The sequence below is a fragment of the Stenotrophomonas sp. Marseille-Q5258 genome, assembly GCF_946900935.1.
Taxonomy (GTDB): Bacteria; Pseudomonadota; Gammaproteobacteria; order Xanthomonadales; family Xanthomonadaceae; genus Stenotrophomonas; species Stenotrophomonas nematodicola.
Map to the genome: position 1 here is coordinate 146,694 of NZ_CAMPPN010000001.1, position 11,906 is coordinate 158,599.

Here is an 11,906-nt window from a genome sequence, read left to right on the forward strand (position 1 = left end):
TTCAGCGTACTGCGTCGGGAATCAGAACTTGAAGTGCAGGGTGGCCATGTAGCGGCGGCCGCTCTTGTACTTGCCGGCCAGATGCTCCTTGTCGCCCAGGTACTGGAAGTAGGTTTCATCCAGCAGGTTCTGTGCGTCGATGTTGAGCGACCAGTTCTCGTTGAAGGTGTAGCCGACGCTCGCACCCAGTTCGGCGTAGTCGTCCACGCTGGCGGGGGCGGCACCGGCCACGTAGCCGCCGGCCAGGTAATGCGAGCGCCAGTTGTAGGTCAGGCGCGCGTTGATCGGGCCCTTCTCGTAGTACGGGCTGAAGGCCACCGCATTGCGCGACTGGTACGGCAGCGGATCACCGGTGTTGTTCTCACCGTTGGCGTAGGTGTAATTGGCGGTCAGGCCGAAGCCGCTTTCACCGAAGGGCTGCTGGAAGCTGATATTGAAGCCCTTGACGTGGCCGCTGCCGGCGTTGCGCGGACGCTGGATGCTGTAGTCGCAGTAGCCATCAGCCGCGCAGCCGTTGGTGCCCACGATGTTGGCCCAGTTGGCCGGCGAGGTATCGCGGATCGAGTTGTACTGACGCTCGATGGTGGCCGAGGTATCGATGTAGTTGTCGATCTTCTTGTAGAACACCGACCATGCGACCACCGACTGCGGGGCGAAGTAATACTCGGCCGACAGGTTGTAGTTCCACGACTCATACGGCGACAGATTGGCGTTGCCGCCGCTGCCGGTGAGCTGGGTGTCGTTGAGGAAGGTGTTGTTGACCATCTGGTTGTACGGCGCCCAGGCGATCACCTTGGCGGCAGCGAAGCGGAACACCCAGTCGCTGTCGGTATCCCAGGCCAGGCTCAGCGACGGCAGGATGAAGTCTTCGGACTTGGTCCGGGTCTGCCACTTGCTGTCCAGGTCGTCCAGGGTCGGTGTGCCGCCGTAGACGAAGCCGCTGCCCTTGGTCTTGGAATCGACGTAGCGCACGCCGACGTTGCCGCGCAGCGGGCCGTTGGAGAAGTTCAACTGTGCATAGGCGGCGTTGTTGGTCTGCTGCAGGGCCCAGCTGTTGTTGAGGTAGCTGGACGGATCCGGGTTGGCAAAGTCCAGCGGGCTGCCCTTGACCCAGTTCAGCACGTTGTTGCGGCCGGCCTGGATGTGGCGCGACTGGTCGTCGCCGAAGCCCTGGATGTCGGTCAGCCCGATGGTGCCGACGTCGGCCAGGCTGCCCGGACGGACGCCGCCGTAGACGTTGAGCTTGAAGTCTTCGTCATGCTTGCCGTGACGCACGCCGAACTGCAGCTGGTTGAAGATGCTGTCGAACTGGACGTTGAAATCCAGCTGGGCGTAGCTGTCCTTGCTCTCGGTGGAGAAGACGCCGTTGTTGCCGAACCAGCCACCGGCGGAGTTCCACTTGGCCGGATCGCGCGCGTCGGTCGGGTTGTCGAACTTCAGGCCATCGTTGATGTTCCAGCTGTACGCACCGTTGTAGAACGGCTCGATGAAGTACTGGGCCAGATCCTTGTTTTCCGACTTGCTCTGGCCGGCCTGGCCGCTCACGCCCCAGCGCTCGCCCTTCCAGGCGCCACGCAGGTCAAGGCCCTTGGTGGTGACTTCCGATTCGCGCACGTTGTTGTCGTAGATCACCGTGCCGCTGTTGGCGGTGGCGCTGGCGTTGGAGTGGCCGCTGGTGGCCACGCCGTTGCGCACGCCGCCAAGCTGGTCCACCGCACCGACGGTGCCCGGATTCCAGGTCAGGAACGAGTACATCGACTGGTTGTAGTTGTCGAAGCTCTCCTTGATGTACAGGCCGCTCAGATTGAACTCGAGCGCATCGGTCGGCTTGAACTGCAGGTTGACCACGGCGCTGTCGCGCTTGCGTTCCTGCTGGAACCACGCGGCGTTGATCGAGTTGGGCACGTCCACGTCACCGGCCACGCCGGTGGCATTGGTGAAAGTGGAGGCCTTGGCATAACCGAACACTTCGATGCCCTGGCGGTCCACGGCTTCTTCGTAGTGCTGGGCCGACACGGCGATGCCGAAGGTTTCCTCATCGTTCTTCCAGCTGTACAGCGCCGACGCATTCGGCTTGCCTTCGCTGGCCTGCTGGCTGTAGCTGTAGCCGATCGAGGCAGCCACTTCGTTCTGCTTGAGGTCCAGCGGCTTGCGGCTGTGCATCAGCACCGTGCCGCCCAGGCTGCCTTCGGTCAGGCGCGCTTCGGACGACTTGATGATTTCCGCACGGCCCAGGATCTGCGGCGAGAGCAGGGTGTAGTCGAAGCCACGGTTGGGCTGCTCGCCGTACAGCCAGATCGCCTGGGCGACCGGGTGGTTGTCCAGGAAGGTCAGATTGAGGCTGGGATCGGTGCCGTCGATGCTGACGCGCTCACCCTGGCCGAAACGACGGTCGAGGGTGACGCCGGGGATCTGCGACAGCGCCTCGGCGACGTTGGTGCTCGGGAACTTGCCGATGTCCTCGGCGGTGATCGCTTCGGAGACACCGACGTTGTTGCGCTTGGTGTCCAGCGACTTCTCCAGGCTGGCGCGGATGCCCACGACCTGCACGGTGTCCAGGTCCTGGGGCGTCTGCTGCGCGTGGGCGCTGAAGGCAAGACAGCTGAAAATGGCTGCCGAAAGCAGACTCTTGCGGTGGTTCATGATGTCTCTCCTCATCAATCCGATGGTTCGCCAGCGACGGCGTGCGGTTGGTTCGACCTTGCCGGGCGCCCGTTGCCGGTGCGCGTCTTTCTCTGCCACGTACTGCGTGTTGCGTTGTCCGGTGCGCCCGCTCAGGCGTCCTGACGGCCCAGGTACCAGCTGGCAGCGCCGATGACGCCCAGCTGCCCGTGCTCGACCACCTTCACGGGAATGCGTTCCAGCGCTTCGCGCATCGGCCCCTTGTTGAGGTAGCGCTCGACGAAACTGCTGTTCAACAGGAATTCGCGGATCTGCGGCAGGATGCCGCCGGCCAGGTACACCCCACCGGTGACGCCGTATTGCAGGGCCATGTCGCCGATCGTGCTGCCGAGCAGCCCGCAGAACACCTCCAGCGCCTGGCGCGCCTGCGCGTCCTGGCCGGCCATCGCCGCAGCGGTGATCGCATCCGGACTGGCCAGCGTGGGTGCCTGGCCGTTGATCGCGCACAGCGCGCGGTACAGATTCATCAGACCCGGGCCGGACAGTGCCTGCTCGACCGACACGTGCGACCGGTCGCGCAGCATCTGCCGCACGATCGCCATTTCCAGTTCGGTGGTGGTGGCCAGGGTCGGTTGGCCGGCTTCGGTCGCCAGCACCACTGCCCCGTGCGGGGTGGGAATCCACACGGCCGCGCCGAGTCCCGTGCCGGGGCCGACCACCAGGGTCGGGCCGCGCGGCGCCGTGGCCGGTCCGGTCAGCTGCAGCACACCGCTGGCATCGACCTGTGCGGCGGCATAGGCCACGGCTTCGAAGTCGTTGACGATGTAGACCTGGTCCAGGCCGACCTCACGTTCGATCTGCCGGGCCGACAGCGGCCACGGCACGTTGGCGGTGATGACCGTGCCGTCGTCGCGCGCATAGCCGGCCGTGGCGACCACGCAGTGGGCCGGGCGCGGGCCGTCGGCCAGGAACTCGGCCAGGATCGCGCTCAGCCCGGGGTAATCGGCGTTGCGGAACTTGCGGTACTCCAGCAGCTGCACCGGATGGTCCGGATCCTGGCTGGCCTGGACCCGGGCCACCCGCACATGCGTCCCGCCCACGTCGGCGGCCAGGAACGGCGGCACCGCCGGGGAGGCGGCATGGGCCTGGACAGAGTGGGCAGCTGCGGTCACACGGACTCCCTTGGGTGCGCACGGCCAGGCTGCTGCCCGGCGATTGAGGCGGAGTCTGTAATCGTTCTGACAACGATGTCAACGATAACCTCCGACTTTCGATGGTGCGCTGCAACGGGCGGTTGCGCGCGAAAACGTTTTCACCGCACTGCCGTCATGTTTTCGCAAACGCGCTGAAAACCGGCGCTGCACGCCGGTGCTGCAGGCCCAGCGCAGCGGTTTGCGCAGGTGCAGCATGACCGGATGGCAGCGCGGGGCCGCAGCAAGTTGTTGACAAAGACAGCGGGCACGTCGAATAAATGTGACAACGTTGTTCCCAGCCATTCGTCCGACGCCGCTCTGCGCGCCGTCGATGCAGGAGCCTTCCAGATGTCTGCAGTGCCTGCTGCTTCCGCGCGTTCCAGCGTGGTCACCTCGATCCTGATCATCGGCGTGCTGTTCTTCCTGATCGGCTTCTTCACCTGGCTCAACGGCCCGCTGATCACCTTCGTCAAACTGGCCTTCGAGCTGGACGAAGTCGGCGCGTTCCTGGTGCTGATGGTGTTCTACCTGTCCTATTTCTTCCTTGCGCTGCCGGCATCGTGGATCCTCAAGCGCACCGGTATGAAGAAGGGCCTCAGCCTGAGCCTGCTGGTGATGGCGGCCGGCGCGGTGGTGTTTGCCCACTACGCGCAGCAGCGCTGGTATCCCGGCGCGCTCAGTGGCCTGTTCGTCATCGGCAGCGGCCTGGCCCTGCTGCAGACGGCCGTCAACCCGTACATCAGCATCCTCGGCCCGATCGAGACGGCCGCGCGGCGCATCGCCCTGATGGGCATCTGCAACAAGATCGCCGGCATGCTGGCCCCGGTACTGATCGGCACCCTGGTGCTGCACGGTATCGGCGACCTGGATGCGCAGGTGAAAGTGGCCGATGCGGCAGCCAAAACGGTGCTGCTCAATGACTTCGCGGCCAAGATCCAGCTGCCGTACATGGCGATGGCCGGGCTGCTGGTGGTGCTGGCGGTGGGTGTGCTGTTCTCGCCGCTGCCGGAGCTGAAGACCGCCGAGGCCAACGCCACCCCGGCACGCGCGGCCGGCGTGGCCGAGCGCACCAGCATCTTCCAGTTCCCGCACCTGTGGCTTGGTGTGCTGTGCCTGTTCGTGTATGTCGGCGTGGAAGTGATGGCCGGCGACGCGATCGGAACCTACGGCCACGGCTTCGGCCTGCCGCTGGACCAGACCAAGATGTTCACCTCGATCACCCTGGGCGCGATGCTGGTGGGCTATCTGGTCGGCTTGGCGCTGATTCCGCACCTGGTTTCGCAGTCGCGCTACCTGAGCATCTCGGCCGTGCTGGGCGTGGTGTTCTGCGCCGGTGCGCTGCTCACCCACGGCTATGTGTCGGTGGGCTTCGTGGCCGCGCTCGGCTTTGCCAACGCGATGATGTGGCCGGCGATCTTCCCGCTGGCCATCCGGGGCCTGGGCCGCTTCACCGAAACCGGCTCGGCGCTGCTGGTGATGGCCATCGCCGGTGGCGCGATCATCCCGCAGGCGTTCGCCGTGCTGAAGCAGCATATCGACTTCCAGTGGGTGTTCGCCGGCCTGATGATCCCGTGCTACCTGTACATCCTGTTCTACTCGGTCCGGGGTCACCGGGTCGGCCTGTCCCGCGACGGCCAGTGATCGGCGATCATGGACGCTCCACGGAACCTGCAGGACAAGAGCATGCGCAGAGCGACCATCAAGGATGTCGCCGAACGGGCCAAGGTGTCGTTGAAGACCGTTTCGCGCGTCATCAACAATGAGCCCTCGGTGATGCAGGCCACGCGGGCACGCGTGCTGCGCGCGATCGCCGAACTGGACTACGAGCCCGATCCCGCCGCGCGCAACCTGCGCACCGGCACCACGCTGGTGGTCGGGCTGGTCTACGACAACCCCAACCCGTACCACATCATCGGCGTGCAGAACGGCGTGCTGGCCGCTTGCCGCGAGACCGGCTTCGGGCTGCAGATCCATCCGTGCGACTCCAGCTCGCCGATGCTGGCCGAGGAACTGGCCGACTGGGTGCAGCGTTCGCGTCTGGCCGGGCTGGTGCTGACCGCGCCGATGTCCGAACGCCGCGACCTGGTCGCGGCGCTGACCGCGCGCGGCATCAAGCTGGTGCGCATCATTGCCGCCACCGCCGACCCGGAAGACGGTGCCTGCGTGTTCGTCGACGATCGCGAGGCCGCCTACGAGATCACCGAGCATCTGATCCAGCTTGGCCACCAGCGCATCGGCTTCCTGTGGGGCGGCAGCTCGCACCGCTCCAGCGGCGAGCGCCATGCCGGTTACGAGGCGGCGCTGCGCGATTACGGCATGACCATCGACAAGCACCTGGTGGTGCAGGGCGACTACACCTTCGATGACGGCTTCCGCGGCGCCCGCCGTCTGCTGGCGCTGCGCGAGCCGCCCACCGCGATCTTCGGCTCCAACGACGAAATTGCTGCCGGCGTGCTGGCGGCGGCCAAGTCGGCCGGCATGAACGTGCCCTACGACCTGTCCATTGCCGGCTTCGAGGACAGCCCGTTCTCGCGCCAGTCGTGGCCGCCGCTGACCACCGCCAAGCAGGCCACCGAAGACATCGCACGGCACGCCGCGCGCCTGTTGATCGCGCAGCTGCGCAGCGATGCCTACGACGATGCGCCGCTGCAGCTGCAGAACCAGGGCTTCGTGCCGCAACTGGTGGTGCGCGGTTCCACTGCCCCGATGCGCCCGCAGGGTGCACGCCCTCCCTCTCCTGAAACGACCTGAGTCCCCATGTCCCTGCCTGCTCCCCACGAGACCCTGATGTACCGCGAAGCTGCGGAAGCCGCCGACGTGATCGCCGCGCAGTTCGCGCGCAACCAGGTCGCGGTGGAAACGCTGGCGGCGAGCCTGCGCGCCGCGCCGCCGCCGTTCGTGGTGACCTGCGCGCGGGGCAGCTCGGACCATGCCGCCACCTATGCCAAGTACCTGCTGGAAACCCGGCTCGGGCTGGTGACCGCGTCGGCGTCGCCGTCGGTGGGCTCGGTCTATGAGGCACCACTGCAGTTGCGCGGGGCGCTGTACATCGTGATTTCGCAGTCCGGCAGGAGTCCTGACCTGCTGCGCAACGCGGAGGCCGCGCGGGCGGCCGGCGCGCGCGTGGTGGCACTGGTCAACGTGGAGGATTCGCCACTGGCGCAGCTGGCCGAGAGCGTGATTGCGCTTGGCGCCGGTGCCGAGCGCAGCGTGGCGGCGACCAAAAGCTATCTCGCCTCGCTGTCGGCGATCCTGCAGCTGGTGGCGTACTGGAGCCAGGACGCGGCACTGATCGCCGCGCTGCGGGTGCTCCCCGACGCGCTCCGCCAGGCCTGGAACAGCGACTGGTCGTCGCTCACCGAGGGTCTGGTGCCGGCGCACAACCTGTTCGTGCTCGGCCGCGGTCTTGGCCTCGGCGCGGCGCAGGAAGCAGCACTGAAGTTCAAGGAAACCTGCGGCCTGCATGCCGAGGCCTACAGCTCGGCCGAGGTCAAGCACGGCCCGATGGCGCTGGTCGGCCCGGGCTTCCCGGTGCTGGCCTTTGCCCAGCCCGACGAAACCGGCGCCGGCACCCGTGCCGTGGTGGAGGAATTTGCCGCGCGTGATGCGCAGGTGTGGCTGGCCGATGTGGGCGGCGACCTGGCGCTGCCGGCTGCGCCGCATCCGGCGTGCGCCCCGCTGCTGGCCGTGCAGGCCTTCTACCGCGCGATCAACGCGCTGGCACTGCGTCGTGGGCACAACCCTGACCTGCCGCCGCATCTGAACAAGGTGACGGAAACCGTCTGATGAAAACCGTGCTGCGCAATGCCCGCGTCCTGGCTGGCGATGACTTCCGCGACGACCTCGCCGTCGTGATCGAAAGTGGCCGCATCACCGCGCTGGTGTCCGATGCCGCGCCCACGCTCGGCCAGGCCGACGAACAGGTGGATCTTGGCGGCGGCTGGCTGCTGCCGGGCTTCATCGATGCGCAGGTCAATGGCGGCGGCGGCGTGCTGTTCAACAACACGCCGGATGTGGCCACGCTGCGCACGCTGGCCCAGGCGCACCGGCGTTTTGGCACCACCGGCCTGCTGCCCACGCTGATCAGCGATGACCTGCAGGTGATGCGCAGCGCCATCGCCGCCACCCGCCAGGCCATCATCGATGGCGTGCCGGGCGTGCTCGGCATCCATCTGGAAGGGCCGTACATCGCGCCGGCGCGCAAGGGCACGCACGATGCCAGCAAGTTCCGCGTGCCCGATGCGGCCGAGATCGCGCTGGCGGCGTCGCTGGACAACGGCGTCACGCTGCTGACGCTGGCCCCGGAACGGGTGCCGCTGGACAGCATCCGCGCGCTGGTCGAGCGGGGCGTGGTGGTGGCCGCCGGCCATACCGCCGCCAGCTACGAAGAGGCCCGTGCCGGCCTGGAGGCGGGCATCCGCGGTTTCACCCACCTGTACAACGCGATGTCGCCCCTGACCGGTCGCGAGCCGGGCGCGGTCGGCGCGGCACTGGAAGACCGCGACAGCTGGGTGGGCATCATCGCCGATGGCGTGCACGTGCATCCGGCCAGCCTGCGCGTGGCGCTGGCGGCCAAGCCGCGCGGCAAGGTCATGCTGGTCACCGATGCGATGCCGCCGGTGGGTGCGGAGGACCCCAGCTACGTGCTGTATGGCGAGGTCATCACTGCGGTGGATGGTGTGGTGCGCAACGCGGCCGGCTCGCTGGCCGGCTCGGCGCTGGACATGGCCACGGCCGTCCGCAACGCGGTGCAGCTGCTGGGGCTGCCGCTGGCCGAGGCGGCGCGCATGGCGTCGACCTATCCGGCGGAGTTCCTCAACCTGGATGATCGCTACGGCCACATTGCCGAAGGCCATCGCGCCGACCTGGTGCTGCTGGACGATGCGTTGCAGGTGCGCAGCACGTGGATCGGCGGCCAGCGCGAAGACGCATGAGCGTCGCTTCATCCCCGCGCATGGGCTCGATCGATGCACTGCGCGGGCTGACCGTTGCGGCGATGCTGCTGGTCAACAATCCGGGCGACTGGGGCCATGTATATGCCCCGTTGCTGCACGCGGACTGGCATGGCTTCACCCCGACCGACCTGATCTTCCCGCTGTTCCTGTTCATCGCCGGCGTGTCGATGGCCTTCAGCCTGGTGCCGCGTGCGCACGACCCGGCGGCGCGGCCGGCGCTGCGTCGCGGGCTGCTGCAGCGCGCGTTGCGCATTCTGGTCGCTGGCGCATTGCTGCACCTGCTGGCGTGGTGGTTGTTCGAGCTGCCGGCGTATCGCCTGTGGGGCGTGCTGCAGCGGATCGCCGTGTGCGTGGCGGTGGTGGGCCTGTTGGCGATCCACACCCGTGCGCGCACGCAATGGGGGGTGATGGGCGTGCTGCTGTCCGGTTACGGCCTCGTGCTGCTGAGCGGCGCATCGCTCGACCCGTGGGTGAATGTGGCCAGCCGCCTGGATACCGCACTGTTCGCCCCGATGCTCTACACGTACACCACCGAAACCGGCCTGGGCCACGATCCGGAAGGACTGCTGAGCACTGCCGGCGCCATTGCGACCACGCTGCTGGGCCTGCGCGCCGGTGCGTGGCTGCGTACCGGACAGCTTGCCCGGCTGGGCGGCCTGGCCCTGGCGTGCGTGGCCCTTGGCGCGCTGGCGACCCTGTTGCTGCCGCTCAACAAGCACCTGTGGACGCCCAGCTTCGTGCTGTGGGCCGGTGGCCTGTCGGTGCTCGCGCTGCTGGCCGCGCATCTGCTGGTGGATCGCTGGGGCGCGCCGGCGCTGGGGCGGCGCTTCGGCGTCAACGCGATTGCGGCCTACCTCGGGTCGTCGGCGATGTCGCTGGTGCTGGTGGCCAGCGGCGTGTGGGCCACGGCATACGCCTGGCTGGCGGACCGGCTGCCGTCGGCATCGCTGGCATCGCTATGCTGCGCGCTGGCCTTCGTGGCGCTGTGGTGGGGCGTGATGTGGGCGCTGGACCGGCGGCGGATCTACCTCAAGATCTGAATCCGTGGCGGCCTGCACGCCGTGCCGGCTATGCTCGGCACGGATCGACACAAGGAACACGTGGATGCAGAACCGGAACGCCCGATCATGACGCCGCTGCAGCACACCGCCGAGGCGCTGCGCCGGCGGGGCAGCCGCACCGACGCCATCGATGCGCACGTGGCCGACCTGTGTGGCGTTGCCTCCGTCGCAGAGGCACAGCGCCTGCTGGCGGTGTTGGAGACTGACGCCGATGCACTGGATTGGCCGCGTGACCGCGACTATGCGGCGCTGGCGTTGCAGGCGGCCGCCCCCACTGCGGTTCCCGAGGTGGCGCGGCTGATGCTGCGCAGCGCGCTCGCGCGGGCGCAATGGTGCGCAGCTTGTGCAACGTCGGGGGCTGAAGGGCTGGCGCGCTCGCAGCATGTGCTCGAACTGCAGGCCGCACTCGACGCGCAGGCCTGAGCGCACGGCTCAGTCCAGCGTGACGTCACCGCGCAGCACGGGATAGGGATTGAGCGACTCGCCCTTCCACCATTGCCGTTCCGCGCCCAGACGGTGGATCTCGAAATGCAGGTGCGGCGCGTCAGGTGACGCATTGCCGGTGCTGCCGACATAGCCGATCACCTCGCCGCGCCGGATCGCTTTTTTCTCCGCAATGCCATCGGCATAACGCTGCAGGTGCGCGTAGTAGTAGCAGTAGCGTCCGCTCGGCTCGAACTGGTACAGCGTGAGTCCGCCGCGTTCGCTGTCGAACAGCTTTTCCACCGTGCCATCGGCCACCGCCAGCACCGGCGTACCGGCGGGGGCAAGGATGTCGATGGCATCGTGCACGCGGCCTTCGCTGCGCGCATCGGTGAAGGTGTCCTGCAGTTGGGTGGCGGCGATGCCCTGCACCGGCAGCAGCAGGCTGCCGGCGGGTGCGGACGCTGCCGGCGCGGAGACGGCAGGCGCGGCAGGCGCGATCGGTGGCGCGGCAGCGGATGCCGTTGCCGCCGCCACGGCCGGTGCGGAAGCGGAATGCGCCACCTCTGCGGGTGAAGTCGATGCCCGTGGGGCGGCCGGCGGCGCCAGCACCCATACGCCGAGCACGCCGGTCACCAGTCCCACCGCCAGCAGCAGTCCGGTCTTCATCGTCTACTCCTGCATCACCACCGGCACCGACGCATCCACCGCGTCGGCAACCTGCAGCGCATCCCAGTTGGTCATGCGCACGCAGCCGTGTGATTCGGTTTTGCCCACGTGGCCCGGCTCGGGCGTGCCGTGCAGGCCGTAGTGCGGTTTGGAGAGGTCGATCCAGACGCGGCCGACCGGATTGTTCGGACCCGGCGGCAGGGTGGCCTTGCCTTCGCCCTTGCGCGCATCCCAGAACAGTTTGGGGTTGTAGTGGAAGGTCGGATCGCGCGAGATGCCGAGGATCTTCCAGGTGCCGATCGGCAGTGGATCGTGCCGGCTGCCTGACGACACCGGGAACTGCGCGTACACCTTGCCCTGCGCGTCGAACAGGCGCAGCGTCGACTCGGATTTGTCGATCACCAGCCTGGCCGCCTTGGGCAGGGTGGACGGCGCGATGTTCGGCACCTGGATCGCCGTGCCGGCCTTGCTGAAATCGACACCGGGATTGAGCGTGCGCAACAGCACCGGATCGGCATGGAAGCGCTCGCCAAGGGCCTCTTCCACGGAGGCGAAGCCCAGGGCTTTCAGCTTGGCCTGCGCGGCCGGGGTGTCCGGTACCGGCTGGAAGGGGCCGGCGACATCCTCGGCGGTCAAGGTGTAGCGCGCCAGCACGTCCACGCGGTCGGCCTGCAGTGCCTGCCACGTGGCGTCATCCAGCTCGCCGGTCACCTTCAGGTCGTGGGCGGCCTGAAAGCCGGACACTGCGCGCTTCTGGTTGGAGCCGGGCAGGCCATCGATCTGGCCGGGGGAAAAGTGCGCGCGGTCGAGCAGCACCTGCGCATGCAGGTCCGACCGCGGCCCGGTCGGCACCGACGCGGTTTCAGCAATCGGCGTGGGCAGGGCGGGGGTCTGCGCGATGGCCGGTGCGGCGCTCGCCAGCGCCGCGCACAGCGCCATCGGAAGCAGGGCAGGCAGGCATCGGATCATCGGCAACTCCAGCG

At 67.7% G+C, this 11,906-nt stretch carries 10 protein-coding genes; 6 read left to right on the forward strand and 4 right to left on the reverse strand.

The window, feature by feature from the left end; all coding sequences use genetic code 11:
* Positions 1–21: 21 nt before the first annotated feature.
* The gene (locus OC534_RS00710) at positions 22–2,643 is read right to left on the reverse strand and encodes a TonB-dependent receptor (protein WP_017354401.1); all 2,622 of its coding nucleotides are present in this window, start codon (positions 2,641–2,643) and stop codon (positions 22–24) included.
* Between the two features lie 131 nt (positions 2,644–2,774).
* Positions 2,775–3,794 (reverse strand): glucokinase family protein, encoded by a 1,020-nt coding sequence (locus OC534_RS00715; protein WP_262071210.1) that lies wholly within the window; start codon positions 3,792–3,794, stop codon positions 2,775–2,777.
* Between the two features lie 369 nt (positions 3,795–4,163).
* Here OC534_RS00715 and OC534_RS00720 point away from each other — a divergent pair, with 369 nt between their 5' ends.
* From OC534_RS00720 to OC534_RS00745, 6 genes are read left to right on the forward strand one after another with little or no spacing between them, the layout of a single operon-like run.
* A complete protein-coding gene (locus OC534_RS00720; protein WP_262071211.1) occupies positions 4,164–5,456 on the forward strand; it encodes a sugar MFS transporter in 1,293 nt (430 codons plus the stop codon).
* 42 nt (positions 5,457–5,498) lie between these two features.
* On the forward strand, positions 5,499–6,566 hold the full coding sequence (locus OC534_RS00725) for a LacI family DNA-binding transcriptional regulator (protein ID WP_026070492.1): 1,068 nt from the start codon (positions 5,499–5,501) through the stop codon (positions 6,564–6,566).
* A 6-nt stretch (positions 6,567–6,572) separates the two neighbouring features.
* Positions 6,573–7,601 (forward strand): SIS domain-containing protein, encoded by a 1,029-nt coding sequence (locus tag OC534_RS00730; protein ID WP_262071212.1) that lies wholly within the window; start codon positions 6,573–6,575, stop codon positions 7,599–7,601.
* Positions 7,601–8,749, forward strand: a complete 1,149-nt coding sequence (gene nagA, locus OC534_RS00735) for an N-acetylglucosamine-6-phosphate deacetylase (protein WP_262071213.1) — start codon at positions 7,601–7,603, stop codon at positions 8,747–8,749. Before OC534_RS00730 ends, nagA begins: the two co-directional genes overlap by 1 nt.
* Positions 8,746–9,810 (forward strand): heparan-alpha-glucosaminide N-acetyltransferase domain-containing protein, encoded by a 1,065-nt coding sequence (locus tag OC534_RS00740; protein WP_262071214.1) that lies wholly within the window; start codon positions 8,746–8,748, stop codon positions 9,808–9,810. Before nagA ends, OC534_RS00740 begins: the two co-directional genes overlap by 4 nt.
* Before the next feature lie 60 nt (positions 9,811–9,870).
* Positions 9,871–10,254, forward strand: a complete 384-nt coding sequence (locus OC534_RS00745; protein ID WP_154081096.1) for a hypothetical protein — start codon at positions 9,871–9,873, stop codon at positions 10,252–10,254.
* A gap of 9 nt (positions 10,255–10,263) precedes the next feature.
* On the opposite strand, the gene OC534_RS00750 is transcribed toward OC534_RS00745, so the two are convergent.
* Positions 10,264–10,923 (reverse strand): M23 family metallopeptidase, encoded by a 660-nt coding sequence (locus OC534_RS00750; RefSeq protein ID WP_153164776.1) that lies wholly within the window; start codon positions 10,921–10,923, stop codon positions 10,264–10,266.
* 3 nt (positions 10,924–10,926) lie between these two features.
* On the reverse strand, positions 10,927–11,892 hold the full coding sequence (locus OC534_RS00755; RefSeq protein WP_037590684.1) for a L,D-transpeptidase: 966 nt from the start codon (positions 11,890–11,892) through the stop codon (positions 10,927–10,929).
* Positions 11,893–11,906 lie beyond the last annotated feature (14 nt).

Bases quoted from the DNA above. Each gene is read 5' to 3' on its own strand.
- OC534_RS00710 (WP_017354401.1), bottom strand. From the start codon at position 2,643: ATGAACCACCGCAAGAGTCTGCTTTCGGCAGCCATTTTCAGCTGTCTT.
- OC534_RS00720 (WP_262071211.1), top strand. From the start codon at position 4,164: ATGTCTGCAGTGCCTGCTGCTTCCGCGCGTTCCAGCGTGGTCACCTCG.
- OC534_RS00725 (WP_026070492.1), top strand. From the start codon at position 5,499: ATGCGCAGAGCGACCATCAAGGATGTCGCCGAACGGGCCAAGGTGTCG.
- OC534_RS00730 (WP_262071212.1), top strand. From the start codon at position 6,573: ATGTCCCTGCCTGCTCCCCACGAGACCCTGATGTACCGCGAAGCTGCG.
- nagA (WP_262071213.1), top strand. From the start codon at position 7,601: ATGAAAACCGTGCTGCGCAATGCCCGCGTCCTGGCTGGCGATGACTTC.
- OC534_RS00740 (WP_262071214.1), top strand. From the start codon at position 8,746: ATGAGCGTCGCTTCATCCCCGCGCATGGGCTCGATCGATGCACTGCGC.
- OC534_RS00750 (WP_153164776.1), bottom strand. From the start codon at position 10,923: ATGAAGACCGGACTGCTGCTGGCGGTGGGACTGGTGACCGGCGTGCTC.
- OC534_RS00755 (WP_037590684.1), bottom strand. From the start codon at position 11,892: ATGATCCGATGCCTGCCTGCCCTGCTTCCGATGGCGCTGTGCGCGGCG.